The organism is Pseudomonas sp. B20(2017) (genome assembly GCF_002113125.1).
Classification (GTDB): domain Bacteria; phylum Pseudomonadota; class Gammaproteobacteria; order Pseudomonadales; family Pseudomonadaceae; genus Aquipseudomonas.
In genome coordinates this window covers 189512-203699 of the sequence record NZ_NEJP01000006.1, presented here as the reverse complement: position 1 = coordinate 203699, position 14188 = coordinate 189512, and the positions used below count along the sequence as shown (strand labels likewise).

Annotated in this window: 15 protein-coding genes; 7 read left to right on the top strand and 8 right to left on the bottom strand. The window is 61.6% G+C overall.

The genetic code is table 11. The features are described from left to right. Positions 1–142: 142 nt before the first annotated feature. A complete protein-coding gene (locus CAF63_RS11185) occupies positions 143–1747 on the top strand; it encodes a murein L,D-transpeptidase (protein ID WP_085687635.1) in 1605 nt (534 codons plus the stop codon). Between the two features lie 3 nt (positions 1748–1750). Here the strand turns inward: CAF63_RS11185 and CAF63_RS11180 are convergent, their stop codons facing one another. Together CAF63_RS11180 and CAF63_RS11175 are read right to left on the bottom strand one after the other, a co-directional pair. Further along, the gene (locus CAF63_RS11180; RefSeq protein WP_085687637.1) at positions 1751–2266 is read right to left on the bottom strand and encodes a DoxX family protein; all 516 of its coding nucleotides are present in this window, start codon (positions 2264–2266) and stop codon (positions 1751–1753) included. Between the two features lie 57 nt (positions 2267–2323). Continuing rightward, positions 2324–2527, bottom strand: coding sequence for a hypothetical protein (locus CAF63_RS11175; RefSeq protein ID WP_085687639.1), 204 nt, complete (start codon positions 2525–2527; stop codon positions 2324–2326). A gap of 362 nt (positions 2528–2889) precedes the next feature. Here CAF63_RS11175 and glsB point away from each other — a divergent pair, with 362 nt between their 5' ends. Next, positions 2890–3798 (top strand): glutaminase B, encoded by a 909-nt coding sequence (gene glsB, locus CAF63_RS11170; RefSeq protein ID WP_085648356.1) that lies wholly within the window; start codon positions 2890–2892, stop codon positions 3796–3798. A 69-nt stretch (positions 3799–3867) separates the two neighbouring features. Beyond that, positions 3868–5370, top strand: a complete 1503-nt coding sequence (locus CAF63_RS11165; RefSeq protein WP_085687641.1) for an aldehyde dehydrogenase family protein — start codon at positions 3868–3870, stop codon at positions 5368–5370. A gap of 48 nt (positions 5371–5418) precedes the next feature. On the opposite strand, the gene CAF63_RS11160 is transcribed toward CAF63_RS11165, so the two are convergent. From CAF63_RS11160 to cynS, 3 genes are all read right to left on the bottom strand, one after another. Further along, positions 5419–6078, bottom strand: a complete 660-nt coding sequence (locus CAF63_RS11160) for a carbonic anhydrase (protein WP_007950573.1) — start codon at positions 6076–6078, stop codon at positions 5419–5421. Positions 6079–6089: 11 nt separating this feature from the next. Continuing rightward, the gene (locus tag CAF63_RS11155; protein ID WP_085687643.1) at positions 6090–6326 is read right to left on the bottom strand and encodes a DUF2790 domain-containing protein; all 237 of its coding nucleotides are present in this window, start codon (positions 6324–6326) and stop codon (positions 6090–6092) included. A gap of 84 nt (positions 6327–6410) precedes the next feature. Beyond that, the gene (gene cynS / locus CAF63_RS11150) at positions 6411–6875 is read right to left on the bottom strand and encodes a cyanase (protein WP_085654242.1); all 465 of its coding nucleotides are present in this window, start codon (positions 6873–6875) and stop codon (positions 6411–6413) included. 119 nt (positions 6876–6994) lie between these two features. Between cynS and cynR the strand changes: the two genes are divergently transcribed. Together cynR and CAF63_RS11140 are read left to right on the top strand one after the other, a co-directional pair. After that, complete coding sequence (gene cynR / locus CAF63_RS11145) at positions 6995–7879, top strand: transcriptional regulator CynR (protein ID WP_085687645.1); 885 nt, start codon at positions 6995–6997, stop codon at positions 7877–7879. A gap of 46 nt (positions 7880–7925) precedes the next feature. Continuing rightward, on the top strand, positions 7926–8987 hold the full coding sequence (locus CAF63_RS11140) for an MBL fold metallo-hydrolase (RefSeq protein ID WP_085687647.1): 1062 nt from the start codon (positions 7926–7928) through the stop codon (positions 8985–8987). A gap of 44 nt (positions 8988–9031) precedes the next feature. Here the strand turns inward: CAF63_RS11140 and CAF63_RS11135 are convergent, their stop codons facing one another. Continuing rightward, positions 9032–9361 carry a hypothetical protein gene (locus tag CAF63_RS11135; protein WP_011334739.1) on the bottom strand — a complete coding sequence of 110 codons (330 nt, stop codon included), beginning with the start codon at positions 9359–9361 and terminating at the stop codon, positions 9032–9034. A 127-nt stretch (positions 9362–9488) separates the two neighbouring features. Between CAF63_RS11135 and CAF63_RS11130 the strand changes: the two genes are divergently transcribed. Next, complete coding sequence (locus CAF63_RS11130; RefSeq protein ID WP_085687649.1) at positions 9489–9860, top strand: hypothetical protein; 372 nt, start codon at positions 9489–9491, stop codon at positions 9858–9860. A gap of 12 nt (positions 9861–9872) precedes the next feature. On the opposite strand, the gene CAF63_RS11125 is transcribed toward CAF63_RS11130, so the two are convergent. Together CAF63_RS11125 and CAF63_RS11120 are read right to left on the bottom strand one after the other, a co-directional pair. Beyond that, on the bottom strand, positions 9873–10376 hold the full coding sequence (locus CAF63_RS11125; RefSeq protein WP_085687651.1) for a GNAT family N-acetyltransferase: 504 nt from the start codon (positions 10374–10376) through the stop codon (positions 9873–9875). A 47-nt stretch (positions 10377–10423) separates the two neighbouring features. Then, positions 10424–12367 (bottom strand): DNA topoisomerase III, encoded by a 1944-nt coding sequence (locus CAF63_RS11120; RefSeq protein ID WP_085687653.1) that lies wholly within the window; start codon positions 12365–12367, stop codon positions 10424–10426. Between the two features lie 278 nt (positions 12368–12645). Between CAF63_RS11120 and CAF63_RS11115 the strand changes: the two genes are divergently transcribed. Further along, entirely contained in the window at positions 12646–14052 is a 1407-nt protein-coding gene (locus CAF63_RS11115; RefSeq protein ID WP_085687655.1) for a serralysin family metalloprotease, read from the top strand. The last annotated feature ends 136 nt before the right edge of the window (positions 14053–14188 follow it).

Sequence of the window (14188 nt, the reverse complement as noted above, 5' to 3'; positions counted from 1 at the left end):
GTCTCCACTTGCTACTTGTTTGGCACTTAGGCTCCTGACGTCCAGTCGTCCCCGGCAGGCCCGCGAATCGGGCCTGACTGTTCACCGCACCTGAGGTAAGGTTGACCGTCAATCAGGACGGCCATGGATTGGAGTAAAGCAGTTGTTCAAAAAGTATGCATGCTACTTGAGCATTTGTTTGCTCGCTGCGCCGTTTGTCGCTTGCGCCGAGGAGCCGCTTGCGCCATTGCCGGTGCCGCCGGCTGAAATGCCGGTCGAGCCGCAAAGTCCGCTGCAGGCCGTTTTGCTCGATCTGCCGTTGGCATGTCCGGCAATCGGCACCCGTTTCAATGGACCGGCGCTGGATCAGTTGCGGGCGTTCTATCAGCAGCAGGACTGGATGCCGGTGTGGGCGGATGGCGGGCAATTGCCGGCCTTGCATGCGCAATTGCAGCTGTTGGCCGACGATGGCCTGAACCCGACACGTTATCCGGTGGCGCTCACCGCCCCGCAGGACGGCGAGCTGTGCGCCGACATCGAGATCAGCCGCTACTATCTCCAGGCCTTGCAGGATTTGCATTACGGGCGCCTGCTGCAATCGCACTTCGAACCGCTGTGGCATTCCGACGAAACGCCACGCGACCGTCAGGCCGAATTGCTCGCCATTGCCGTTCCGGGCGTGCGCAACGTGCCGGCCGCGTTCGATCTGGCCCGCCCGCAGCTGGCGCAGTACCAGAACCTGCGTCATCTCTATGCCGCGCAGCGCCTGCAAGCCTTGCCCCAATGGACGTCGGTGGGCAACGGCCCGTTGCTGCGTCCGGACATGGAAGACAAACGCGTGCCGGAACTGGCTCGGCGGCTCCACAGTGAAGGTTATCTGAGCAGTGCAGTCGCCACGCCGGACAACGCCTATCACGGCGCACTGGTCGCGGCGGTGAAAAGTTTTCAGACCACTCACTCATTGCAGGCTGACGGGGTAGTGGGGCCGGGGACGATTGCCGAACTCAACATCAGTCCGCTGACCCGACGCGAACAGCTACGGGTCAATCTCGAACGTTTCCGCTGGATGGCCCAGGACATGGAGCCGGACGGTTTGCTGGTCAATGTCGCGGCTGCCGAGCTGACGCTGTATCAGGGTGGCCTGCCGGTGTGGCAGACCCGTACCCAGGTCGGTCGCGCCGAACGCCAGACCCCGTTGCTCAAATCCCGGGTCACGCGTCTGACGCTCAACCCGACCTGGACCGTGCCGCCGACCATCTGGAAGGAAGACAAACTGCCGGAGATCCGCAAGGACCAGACCTTCCTCAGCCGTCAGAATCTGCAAGTACTCGACGCCAACGGCCAGCCGCTGGCCGCCGCCGACATCGACTGGGACAACCCCGGCAACATCCTTCTGCGTCAGGACGCCGGGCCGCGCAACCCGCTGGGGCAGATGGTCATTCGGTTCCCCAACCCGTTCTCGGTGTACCTGCATGACACGCCGAGCAAGGCGCTGTTCGACAAGGGGCCACGGGCGTTCAGCTCCGGCTGCGTGCGGGTCGAGCATCCGATGAAGCTGCGCGACTTCCTGTTAAGCCCGGCTGAGATTGCCCGCACCGACACCTTGCTCGCCACCGGCACCACTCACGAGTTCCGGTTGAGCAACCCGGTGCCGATCCTGATGACCTACTGGACGGCTCAGGTCGACAGTCAGGGCCGCGTACTCTACGCGCCGGACATCTACAGCCGCGACAGCGCGTTGCTGGCCGGGCTGGACCGGGCGCATTGATCCTCAGCGGCTGGCGCGTTTCCAGAAGAACCGCGCCAGCCACGCATCCACGCTCAACTTGCCGGCCCCGGCAAACACCAGCGGCACCAGCGCAACCAGATAGATTGCCGGCAGCTTGAAGTTGCCGAAACCCTTGTTGGTGATCGCGTAACCCTGAGCCAGCTCACTCAACGATGACCAGTCCGCCGGCCAGTGCACGGCAGCGGTGGCAACGACGGTCACGACAATCAACGAAATCGCCGAAATCCGCGTGCCGAATCCGATCAGGATCGCCAGCGCGCAGATCAGCTCGGCCCACATCGACAGCTCCCAGTTCAGCGTCGCCGGCAGACGATCGAAGGGAAACGGGAACCGCTCCTGGATGTCTTCGAACCAGTTCTGGCCGTTGAATTTCTCCAGCCCGGATTCGAAGAATTCCCAGGCGATGAACAGGCGCAGGGTCAGCGGCGCGAGCCACTGGCCGGCGCGGTCGAGATTCAGGTGCAGGCCTTTGACGGCCGACGAGAGAGCTGTGGTCATGGGAAGGCTCCATTCAGTCATAAGAAAACGGGGCACCGACGTGCCCCGTAAAAAGGTTTATTCGCCGGCGCCGCACTTGCCTTCGCCGCATTTGCCTTCCGAGGTTTTTTCCGCGGTGTCGGTCTTGGCCTGGGTCTGGCTGTAACCGTGATCCAGTTGCTTGACGCTGAACGCTTCGGAAGCCGAAGCCGCATTGGACAGGGCCAGGCCACCGGCAAGCAGCAGGCCGAGTGTCAGGGAGGTTTTCGAGCGCTTGGTCATGGTGAATCTCCGATGCGATGTGTGAGTTCAAAGGCTTGATCGGGGCTGCCGATCGACAGGTTCATTTGAACGCCGGGCTGTATCGGTGATGTGTCGCAGAGGGCCGTATTTGTGCGCGGGATGTGTCGGGCGTCGGGCCGTACACACTGCGATACACAGCCTGCGCAAAAACTGTGGGAGCGAGCTTGCTCGCGATATCGGTGGGTCAGGCGCCGAGGGTACTGGCTGTATTGGCCTCATCGCGAGCAGGCTCGCTCCCACACTGGATCTCCAATTATTCCGAATGTGTGATTTGCCTCAGACCCGCAGCGTCTAGCCACGGTGTCCCCGCAATCCCATGGGGCGAGACTTCGAGACCCGGCATGCAAGCGCTGTTGAACGAGATCCTTGACGCTGTCCGGCCCCTGATCGGGCAGGGCAAGGTGGCTGACTACATTCCCGCCCTCGGCACCGTGCCGGCCAATCAACTGGGCATCGCCGTGTATGGCAACGACGGCGAGATGTATTGCGCCGGCGACGCCGAGACGCCGTTCTCGGTGCAGAGTATTTCCAAGGTGTTCAGCCTGGTGCAGGCCATCGAACATTCCGGCGAGGCGATCTGGGAACGTCTGGGTCACGAGCCGTCCGGCCAGCCGTTCAACTCGCTGGTGCAGCTGGAGTTCGAACGCGGCCGTCCGCGCAATCCGTTCATCAATGCCGGGGCGCTGGTGATCTGCGACATCAACCAATCACGCTTTGCCGCACCGGCCTTGTCGATGCGCGACTTCGTGCGGCGGCTGTCGGGCAATCCGCAGGTGATGGTCGACGGCAAGGTCGCCGACTCCGAATACCAGCACCGAGCGCGCAACGCGGCGATGGCTTACCTGATGCAATCCTTCGGCAATTTTCACAATGACGTTGAAGCGGTGCTGCGCAGCTACTTCAGCCACTGCGCGTTGCGCATGAGCTGCATCGACCTGGCCCGGGCGTTCTGTTTCCTGGCCAACGACGGTTTCTGCAAACACAGCGGCGAGCAGATCCTGAGCCGGCGCCAGACCCAGCAAGTCAACTCGATCATGGCCACCAGCGGTCTCTACGACGAGGCCGGCAACTTTGCCTATCGCGTCGGCCTGCCGGGCAAGAGCGGCGTCGGTGGCGGCATCGTCGCGGTGGTGCCGGGGCAGTTCACGGTGTGCGTGTGGTCACCGGAGCTGAACGCGGCGGGCAACTCGCTGGCGGGGATGGCGGCGCTGGAAATGCTCAGTTCGCGGATTGGCTGGTCGGTGTTCTGAGCCCGTGTTGCGTTGAGGAAGGCCAACCTATACATTTTCCGGCCGCCCTCAATATGGTGAATCCGCTCCATGTCTCTCGCGCTCGAACGTCTCGTCGCTGGCACGCCTATCCCTTTCGCCGGTAACCGCGTCACCGTGGTCAGCCCCGAACTGGCCGAGCGTTTCCGACCCGGCGACCACCTGCTGGTGGAGCAGGTGAGCGGCGAGCTGTTGCTGATTCCGGTGGTGGATCAACAAGCAGCGTCGGTGGCGATAGAGCGTGCATCGGCGGCGTTTACTGCGTTGTCCGCTGTGCCGGATGAGGCCATCAGCCGCTTCTTTGATCTGTTCGCTCAACGTCTGGAAAACCCGGACGCCTGGGCGCTGATCGAAACCGCCAACCTCGCCGACATCGAACGGGCCAAGGCGCGCGGTCGTTCCACTACCCGGTTGCTCGCCGACGAGCGCATGCGCCGCGACATGATCGCAGGCCTGCGTGCCTGGCGTGATGCGCCGGCCACCCGCGGCAAAGTGATCAGCAGCGTCGAGCACGACGGCTGGAAGGTCGAACAAGTGGTGTCGCCGCTGGGTATCGTCGCGTTCGTGTTCGAAGGCCGGCCGAATGTTTTCGCTGACGCCGCTGGCGTGCTGCGCACCGGCAACACCGCCGTTCTGCGGATTGGCAGCGATGCATTGGGCACCGCGCAAGCCATCGTCACCCACGCCTTGAACCCGGCGCTGGCCGACGCCGGTCTGCCGGCGGGTGCGGTGTCGCTGGTGGAGAGCGTCAACCACGCCGCCGGTTGGGCGATGTTCGCCGACCGGCGTCTGTCGCTGGCGGTGGCCCGTGGTTCTGGCCGTGCGGTCAGTCAACTGGGCAGCATCGCCCAGCAGGCCGGCACCGCCGTCAGCCTGCACGGCACCGGTGGTGCGTGGCTGATCGCTGATCGTGATGCCGACGCCACACGCTTCGCCGCTGTGGTGCGCAACTCGCTGGATCGCAAGGTCTGCAACACACTCAACGTCTGCCTGATCCAGCGCGACCGTGCTGCCGAACTGGTGCCGTTGTTCCTCGACGCCTTGCAGCAGGCCGGTACCGCGCGCGGTCAGGGCTGCAAATTGCACATCGTCGAAGGCAGCGAAAGTTACCTGCCGGGCGACTGGCAGAACGCGACGGTCGAGGTCTATCGCGCCGAGGGTTACCAGACCGAAGCCTTGGCCGAACCGCTGCCCGAAGCGCAATTGGGCCGCGAGTGGGAATGGGAAGAAACCCCGGAAACCAGCCTGATGATTGTCGACGATCTGGATCAGGCCATCGCGCTGTTCAACCGTTACAGCCCACAGTTCACGGTGTCGCTGATCAGCGAAGACGCAGCGGTTCAGGAGCGTTTCTACAGCGCGGTCAACGCGCCGTTCGTGGGCAACGGCATCACCCGTTGGGTCGATGGTCAGTACGCGCTGAACAAGCCGGAACTGGGGCTTTCGAACTGGGAAAGCGGGCGGTTGTTTGCCCGCAGCGCGATCCTCTCCGGCGACGGAGTGTTCACCGTACGCAGCCGCATGACGCAAATCGATCTGGGCGTAAAACGCTGAACAGAACAACGCCGCGTCCGTCGCAATGACGGGCGCGGCGTTGTGTTTTCAAGCAGCATCGACTGCCTGACCGTACACCGCGCACGTCGACGGTTGCTCGGCCAGCGAGACGAAGGTGCGACGGTCGGCACTCAGCGCGTCGATCGAGCCGGTCTCGATGTCGTACACCCAGCCGTGCAGATTCAGCAGGCCTTTCTCCTGGGCCAGGCGCACGCTCGGGTGAGTCTGGATGTTCGCCAGTTGCGCAATCACGTTTTCCCGCACCATCGAACTCAGCTTGGCTGCGTCATTGGCGTGTGGCCGCGATTCGTTGACCACTTTCGCCGACTCGGCGTGTTGCAGCCAGCCGCTGACGGCGGGCAGGTGATCCATGCATTTGCACTGGGCGATGGCAGTCATGGCGCCGCAGTCGGAGTGTCCGCAGATCACGATGTCGGTCACGCCGAGCACGGCCACCGCGTATTCCACCGTCGCTGAAACCCCGCCCGGATGCGGGCTGTAGGACGGCACGATATTGCCGGCGTTACGGATAACGAACAGCTCGCCGGGTTCTTGCTGGGTCAGCAGTTCCGGGACGACGCGGCTGTCGGAGCAAGTGATGAACAATGTGCCCGGGGTTTGGGTGGTCGCCAGATGTTTGAACAGCTCGGTGCGTTGTGGAAACGCTTCGTTCTGGAACTTCAGGAAGCCTTCGATCAGGTTTTTCATGGTGTGTCCTCTCAGTTCGAACAGCCGGTGCCGAATTCGCTGTATTGAAGAATGTGTTTTGCGCCGTGGCTGTCGAGGTACGTCATCTCGACCGGCACCACGCCGCAGATGTCGGCGACCGGGGTGATGCTCACGACTTCAGCGATGTCCAGAGACATGCCATAGCGGTAGGCGACGGCCTCTTCATCAGCCTGAGCCTGGGCGGCAAGGCCGGCGAGCAGGGCCAGGGTCAACAGAATTTTTTGCATGGGGCAGCCTCCAGACAGATGTGGTGACGACTTGGCAATTCAGGTTTTGGATGGGCCCGCACGCGATGGGCGGGCCCGGAGGAATCAGAACGGACGCAGCGGGAGGAACTTGCCGTCGAGGGTGACCACGGCGCGGGAACCGCCTTCAGGGTCTTCGACTTTCTTGATGTCGAGCTTGAAGTTGATCGCGCTGATGATGCCGTCGCCGAACTGCTCGTGAACCAGGGCTTTGAGGGTGGTGCCGTAGATCTGGATCATCTCGTGGAAACGGTAGATGGTCGGGTCGGTCGGCACACCGTCGAGGCTGCCGCGCAGCGGGATGATTTGCAGGGCGGCGACGTCTTCGGCGCTCAGCTCAAGCTTGTCGCCAACCACTTCGGCCGCGGCTTTCGGCAGTGGATGCTGGCCGAGGAGGGCGGCGGTGACATAGGCCAGGCTCAGGCCGGTGCCGTCGGCCAGATCCTGCCACGACAGGTTCTTCTGTGCCTTGGCATCCAGGGTGCGGGTGGTCAGGGCGATGCGGCTGTCGTTGTAGGCTTGGGATTGCATGGTGTTTCTCCTTTCGGGGTTGGCTTGCTGTATGGGCTCATCTTCTGCCGATTGATCCATAGCGTCCAAGATCGATATACAATGCAAAGCATAAGTACTGCCTATAGATGGAGCGTTCCATGCTGCTGCGACACTTGCGATACCTGCTGGCCGTGGCCGATCACGGCGGCTTCACCCGGGCGGCCGAGGCGCTGCATGTGTCGCAGCCGACTCTGTCGCAACAGATCCGCCAACTGGAAGAAAGCCTCGGTGTGGATTTGTTCGACCGCACCTCGCGTTCGGTGAAGCCCACTGATGCCGGTCAGGCCTATATCGAATGCGCGCGACGGGTGCTGGTGGAGCTGGAGGCGGGCAAGCGCGCGTTGCATGACGTGAAGGATCTGTCCCGAGGCTCGTTGCGGCTGGCCATGACACCGACGTTCATGGCGTATCTGGTGGGGCCGTTGGTGCGCGATTACGTGGCGCGGTATCCGGGGATTCACCTGGAGATTTTCGAGTTGTCGATGGATGACATCGAGGCCGGGCTGGCGGATGACTCGCTGGATATCGCGATTGCCTTTACCCCGGTGCGCAATCCGGACATTGAATGCATCCCGGCGTTTGTCGAGACGTTGGGGGTGATGGTCGGGCGCGAGCATCCGCTGTACGACAGCTCATCGGTGCTGACACCGGATGACATTGCGCAGTTGGATTTCGCCCTGTTGGCGCCGGACTTCATCACGCGGTTGTCAATTGACGAGTATTTCCGTCAGCACGGCATCACGCCCAAAGTGCAGATCGAGGTGAATTCGGTGAGTACGTTGCTGGAAGTGATCCGGCATGCGCCGATTGCGACCATGTTGCCGGAGGCGATTGCGACCGAGGACCGGGCATTGCGCCGGTTGCATGTCCAGAGCGAGGCACCGCAGCGGGGAGCGGCGTTGTTGCGGCGCCAGAACAATTATCACAGTGCGGCATCGGTGGCGTTCATGAATCTGGTTCTGGGGTTGCCGTTCGATAGCTGAAGGTTCCTCCGCTAGGCTTGCAGTAGCCTCAGGGAGGAACGCAGTGATGCGCCTGTGTTTAGTGATCGTGCTGATTGTGCTGGTGGCTTGCACGAAGGATCCGTCAGTGCAGGATCTTCGGGTCTCCAATGAACACAATCTCACCCAACCGCACATTCAATTCCTCGGCGTCGGCGGGTGGTTGCTTCACTGGAAGGGAGAGGGCCTGATGCTGGCGCCTTCCTTCAGCAATCCTGGATTGTTTGGATTGCGAGGGGTTCCTTCACCGCTGGTTCTGGCCAATGAACGAAAGATCGACAAGGCCATGCGCGAAGTACGTGGTTTTGGCGATGTGCAGATGATGCTGGTGGGGCATGGTCACTACGATCATTTGCTTGATGTGCCGTGGATTGTGGAGCACTACATGCCGGGCGCCACAATCTATGGATCGGAAACGGTCAAACATATTCTGCATGGCTTTGATGGCTTGAATGAGGTCCAGGTCGTTGATGTGCCGCCAGGAAAAATGGCCCGATTGAGGAAGCCTGGCGAATCCGGCCCACTTATGCGAGAGGGGGAATGGATAACGTCAGAGGGAGGGCACATTCGGGTCATGCCGATCGAGAGCGAGCATGCCGGTCATGTCGCCGGCCTGAATTTGATACCCGGCGGATACCGTCAGGACCTGACAAAACCGGAACTCTCACTGTGGCGCTGGAAGCCCGGTCAGAGCCTGGCCTGGGTGATCGACCTGATGGACGATAAAGGAGAACCGGTTTACCGAATTCACTATCAGGATTCTGCAGCTACGCCGCCGTTTGGGTTCGTGCCGGATTTCGCCGATAAAAAGGCCATTGATGTCGAAATCCTCTGCGCGTCATCGTGGATACAAGTGCCTCACTACCCTCAGCGAGTACTGGAGCGACATCGCCCACGAATGGTGCTGATCGGGCACTGGGAAAACTTCTTCGCTAACGATCCCCATGAGCCGAGGCTGTTGGTCGGGCAGGATGTACGTGCCTTTATTCAGGTTGTCCAGACCACCGTGGGGCGCCATGTGCCCGTGATACTGCCGGCGCCTCTTTCAGAAGTTGCGTTTCCCCGCCCCGAAAAAAAACCGCCCCTTTGAAAGGGGCGGTTTTCATTTGCAATCAAGAGAAGTTGATTCGCCGATCAGCAGAACCGATCAATCACCCGAACTTCGTTGTTGTTCTGCATCGAGTCCCACGCCTGTTTCAGCGTCTGCAGAACATTACCGATGAAGTCCTTGTCGGCCGCGGCTTTCTTGCCGACATAGCCGTGGCCGCGGCGGTACATCTTCAGGCGGGCCAGCAGGTTCTGGTTGTTCCGGTCGAACTCTTCTTCACCAGCATGGGGCGACAGGCAGTCGATATGGACCTGACCCGACTTGCTGATCCACAGAATATGGCTGTCGTGGCTGTCTTTTTGCGCAGCGAACATACGAGCCAGTTCTTCGATAGTAGGTTGATTGTTCAGATTCATGATATTGCCCCTTGACCAGTCTGGTGATCTTTCAAAGTTGATTCGCTAATACAGGTAGCCCATCGGTTAGTTGATCCCTGGCACCGAAACCAGGACGTCAGCGGTCGCCCGTGTGAAGTACGGGGTCATGCGTCTGTTGCATGTAGTCGTGTTGAATAACTGCTACGCAATAGCGTCACAACGAGGAGAAGCAGCGAAAACCGGGAGGCTCCTTGACGACGTTTTTACGGTCGACCACAAGCGTCTTGAGAATTTTCGCCAGCGCTTCTCGTCCTTGTACTGGACGTTCAGGCCAGGTCAGCTTCTTCAATCTGCCTTGTGGGCAGCGTGTATCCGGAAAAAACAGCTCGGCGGTCAGACGAGCTTGCTCAAGCGTGTTGCCAGTGCTCCCGATCGGGGAGACGTCTGCATCATGCAAAAGCCAAACGACGCCGTCAACGGTTTTGTAGTGATTATTTTTGGTCACTACATATTGTCGGACAAAGTCATTCTGGAATGAAAAAAGCGCCTTTCAGGCAGCGGGAGAAAGGCTGCGCAGGCAGTAGAACGTGCAGGGATAGCCGTCCACTGTTTTGGTCTGGCGGGTAAAGTCGCCGCCGCTCAGCTCGGGGATGAGCCGGGCCCAGAACCGCTGTGCAGGCCGGTTGGCGTCGACATGGAAAATCTGCCATCGACCGGGCAAGTGGCTCAAGAGGGCAGAGGCGACAAACTGCGCGACGCCTTGGCCACGCCAGCGCCGGCTGACGAAGAAGTAGCCGATGTTGTAGTCGGCGCCTTCGATGAGGATGTGGTCATCCACGGTCACGAACCCCGCCAGTTCGCCGTCCACATGGATCAGGAACGGCCGGGTCGCCGGCTGGCGCCAGTAATCGCCTTTCAACTGGATCGGAAAGAAACCATGGCCACCGAGCTTCAGCGGCAGCCACTCGCTGAAGTCGTAGGTGTAGAACTGCATCAGGTTTTCGAGGGTATCCAGTTCGTCGCGCCGGGCGACACGCAGTTCGATGACAGACATGCGGCTGCCTCCTGACCATCACTGCAGAAACAGTAGCGCGTAGCGGGCTATTTGGCTGCCGGTTTCACCGCACGCTTGCTGGTTCCGGTGGTTTTGCGCCGAGTGGACTTGCGTTTGTTCTTCCATGGCGCAGCGGCCTTGCCGGCAGGTGGCGGGCCACTGATGGTCAGACTCAGCCCGGCGCATCGGGTCACTTGCTTGCTCATCCACGCGGCCTGTTTGGTGACGAACTCTTCAAGACTCATCTCGCCGCTCTGCACCATGTCCAGCGCCTGCTCCCAGATCGCCGTGGTGCCGGGGTCGGCAATTGCGCGCGGCACGGCGTCGATCAGGCTGAACGCGGCGGGTGTGGCGGACAGGGCCTTGCCGTTCTTCACCAGATAACCGCGATCCAGCAGCCCTTGAATGATCGAGGCGCGGGTGGCTTCGGTGCCGATGCCGGTGGTGTCCTTGAGCTTCTGCTTGAGCAGCGGATCTTCCACCAGTTTGGCGACGTTCTTCATCGCCTTGATCAGGTCGCCTTCGGTGTAGGGTTTTGGCGGCTGCGTCCACAGGTCCTTGAGTTTCACGTCCGCGATGGCGCACTCGGCGCCTTGGGTCAGCGTGGGCAATGTCTGTGGCGCGGGGGCTTCACGACCCTTGGCCGGGGCCAGCGCTTCGGGCAACGCGCGTTTCCAGCCCGGCTCGATGATCTGCTTGCCAACCGCGCGCAAGGCTTCCCCGGCGCAATCGAAATCGGTCTGGGTGCGATCGTATTCGTGATTGGGCAGGAACTGCGCCAGATAACGCGCGCGAATCAGCGTGTAGACCGCGCGGTGCTTGCCGGTCAGGCGTTCGAGATTTTTCGCGGCAGCGGTCGGGATGATGCCGTGGTGGGCGCTGACCTTGGCGTCGTTCCAGGCGCGGGAGCGGCGTTGCGGCTCCAGGTGATCGCGCAAGGCTTCCAGGCTCGGGTCGGCCTGACGCAACGCCGCGAGAATCCCCGGCGCCTCGCTGTGCTGGCTCAGGGGCAGGTAGCCGCAATCGCTGCGCGGGTAGGTGATGACTTTGTAGGTTTCGTAGAGGGCCTGGGCAATGTCGAGGGTTTCCTGGGCACCGAGGCCGAGTTTCTTCGAGCAGACTTCCTGCAAGGTGCCCAGATCGAAGGGCAGGGGCGCCACTTCGCGCATGCGTTCGGTGCGCAGCTTGACCACCCGGGCGCTGGCAGCGCTGCTGATGGCGGCGGCCGCTTGCTGGGCGAGGGCCTGATTCAGGCAGCGATCCTGATCGTCACAGGCATCGTTCGGTGCACGCCATTGCGCCATGAACGGCGTGCCGTGATGCAGCAGTTGCACGTCGATGGCCCAGTACGCGACCGGTACGAAATCGGCGATGCTGCGGTCGCGATCCACCACCAGCCGCAGGGTCGGTGTTTGTACCCGGCCCACCGGCAACACGCCTTGATAGCCCGATTGCCGGCCGAGCAGGGTGAACAGGCGACTCATGTTCATCCCGATCAGCCAGTCCGCCCGCGAGCGCCCCAGTGCCGAGTGATACAGGCTGAAGGTTTCAGCCCCCGGTTTGAGCGCCGCTAACGCCTTGCGAATCGAGGCTTCGTCCAGCGCCGACAGCCACAAGCGGCGGATCGGCCCGCGATAGCGACAGTGCTCAACCAGCTCACGCGCGATCATCTCGCCTTCACGGTCGGCGTCGGTGGCGATGATCAGTTCGCTGGCCTCGCCGAGCAGGCGCTTGACCGCCTTGTACTGGCTGGCGGTACGCGGCTTGACGGTCATTTTCCACTTGTCGGGGATGATCGGCAGGTCGGTCAGCACCCAGCGTTTGTATTTGGCGTCGTAGGCATCCGGCGGGGCGGTTTCCAGCAAGTGGCCGATGCACCAGGTCACCGTGACGTCCGTTCCCAGCCAGCAGCCATCGCCGCGACGCTTTGCGCCGAGCACGGCCGCAATATCCTTGGCCTGGGAAGGTTTTTCACAGAGGTACAGCCGCATATCCACCGTCGTCGATCATTGCCCGAAGAGGCGTACAGGATGGCCTGACTCGGGCGAACGGGCAACTTTTATCTGTATGGATATACAGATAAAAAGATTGCCGGTCATGACAGCCCGCGTCGTGGCAATCCGGGACGCTATCGAGAAATTGATTAGCGCCCCCGTTGGCGGCTGTGGCAGGTTCAATCTGCCTCACAGGGCGAGTGACAGGACGATCTCGCCAGAAGATCGCCGCTTTTCTGTCTGACACTGACTCTTTAGAAACAAGGACGTACACCATGTCGCAACCTTCCTCCCAGGCCAGCAGCGCCTTCACCGCCGTCGACACCTTCAGCCACCTGTACGACCGTGGCACCGGGACCGTCAACGGCAAGCCGTCGTTCACCGCCGACCAGGCTGCCGACGAAATCCTGCGCAAGGGCATGTCGTGGCAGGACAAGAATGCCGACGGCAAGATTGATCTGACCTACACCTTCCTGACCGACAAACCGTCGAACTACAACCCGAAACTCGGCAACTTCAGCGAGTTCAGCGCCCAGCAGAAAGCGCAGGCCGTGCTGGCGATGCAATCGTGGTCGGACGTGGCCAACGTGACCTTCACCGAAGGCAAGGGTGGCGACGGTCACATGACCTTCGGCAACTACGATGTCAGCACCGGCGGCGCTGCGTTCGCCTATCTGCCGCAGGGCAGCAGCTACGACGGCCAGTCGTGGTACCTGATCAACGATCAGTACCAGGTCAACAAGACCCCGGACACCAACAACTACGGGCGTCAGACCCTGACCCACGAAATCGGCCACACCCTCGGCCTGTCGCACCCGGGCGCCTACAACGCCGGCAACGGCAACCCGACCTACGGCGACGCCAAATACGCCGAAGACACCCGCGGCTACAGCCTGATGAGCTACTGGAGCGAAGCCAACACCGACCAGAACTTCAGCAAGGACGGCAGCGGCGCCTACGCCTCGGCGCCGCTGATGGATGACATCGTCGCGGTGCAGAAACTCTACGGCGCCAACTTCGAGACCCGTGCCGACAACACCGTATACGGCTTCAACTCCAACGCTGATCGCGACTTCTACAGCGTCACGTCGAACACCTCCAAAGTGGTGTTCTCAGTGTGGGACGGCGGCGGCAACGACACGTTGGATTTCTCCGGCTTCAGCCAGAACCAGAAGATCAACCTCAACGAAGGCTCGTTCTCCGATGTCGGCGGTCTGGTGGGCAACGTGTCCATCGCCCACGGCGTGACCGTGGAAAACGCGATTGGTGGCTCGGGCAATGACCTGCTGATCGGCAACGCGGCGGCCAACGACCTGATCGGTGGCGCGGGCAACGACATCATTTACGGCGGTGGCGGCGGTGATTCGCTGTGGGGCGGTGACGGTGCGGACACCTTCGTGTTCGGCGCGGCCAGCGACTCGACCATGACCGCACCGGACTGGATCATGGATTTCACCAGCGGCGTGGACAAGATCGACCTGTCGGGCATCGCCGGGTTCGCCACCGGCGCGGCCACGCTGAACTTCGTCAGCGGCTTCACCGGGCACGCCGGCGACGCGATCCTCACTTACTTCGAACAGACCAACCAGACCAGCCTGATGATCGACCTCACAGGCCAGGGCGCGGTGGACTTCGCCGTGGGTGTGGTGGGGCAGGCTGTGGCGACCGATATAGTCGCGTGATCTGAGTCCAAAAAAAACGCAGCCCTTCACAGGCTGCGTTTTTTTATGAGCGGAAAAACCGTTCGGCTGCGAACCCGGCGTGATCCGGTCGCATGGGTTATACCTGAAGCGCTCTCTTCGCCGCAGTCAGGAGAAA

What these genes read in the sequence shown, in the direction of transcription:
- CAF63_RS11180 (WP_085687637.1), bottom strand. Translation starts at nt 2,266, where the DNA reads ATGACCACAGCTCTCTCGTCGGCCGTCAAAGGCCTGCACCTGAATCTC.
- CAF63_RS11175 (WP_085687639.1), bottom strand. Translation starts at nt 2,527, where the DNA reads ATGACCAAGCGCTCGAAAACCTCCCTGACACTCGGCCTGCTGCTTGCC.
- glsB (WP_085648356.1), top strand. Translation starts at nt 2,890, where the DNA reads ATGCAAGCGCTGTTGAACGAGATCCTTGACGCTGTCCGGCCCCTGATC.
- CAF63_RS11165 (WP_085687641.1), top strand. Translation starts at nt 3,868, where the DNA reads ATGTCTCTCGCGCTCGAACGTCTCGTCGCTGGCACGCCTATCCCTTTC.
- CAF63_RS11160 (WP_007950573.1), bottom strand. Translation starts at nt 6,078, where the DNA reads ATGAAAAACCTGATCGAAGGCTTCCTGAAGTTCCAGAACGAAGCGTTT.
- CAF63_RS11155 (WP_085687643.1), bottom strand. Translation starts at nt 6,326, where the DNA reads ATGCAAAAAATTCTGTTGACCCTGGCCCTGCTCGCCGGCCTTGCCGCC.
- cynS (WP_085654242.1), bottom strand. Translation starts at nt 6,875, where the DNA reads ATGCAATCCCAAGCCTACAACGACAGCCGCATCGCCCTGACCACCCGC.
- cynR (WP_085687645.1), top strand. Translation starts at nt 6,995, where the DNA reads ATGCTGCTGCGACACTTGCGATACCTGCTGGCCGTGGCCGATCACGGC.
- CAF63_RS11140 (WP_085687647.1), top strand. Translation starts at nt 7,926, where the DNA reads ATGCGCCTGTGTTTAGTGATCGTGCTGATTGTGCTGGTGGCTTGCACG.
- CAF63_RS11135 (WP_011334739.1), bottom strand. Translation starts at nt 9,361, where the DNA reads ATGAATCTGAACAATCAACCTACTATCGAAGAACTGGCTCGTATGTTC.
- CAF63_RS11130 (WP_085687649.1), top strand. Translation starts at nt 9,489, where the DNA reads ATGCGTCTGTTGCATGTAGTCGTGTTGAATAACTGCTACGCAATAGCG.
- CAF63_RS11125 (WP_085687651.1), bottom strand. Translation starts at nt 10,376, where the DNA reads ATGTCTGTCATCGAACTGCGTGTCGCCCGGCGCGACGAACTGGATACC.
- CAF63_RS11120 (WP_085687653.1), bottom strand. Translation starts at nt 12,367, where the DNA reads ATGCGGCTGTACCTCTGTGAAAAACCTTCCCAGGCCAAGGATATTGCG.
- CAF63_RS11115 (WP_085687655.1), top strand. Translation starts at nt 12,646, where the DNA reads ATGTCGCAACCTTCCTCCCAGGCCAGCAGCGCCTTCACCGCCGTCGAC.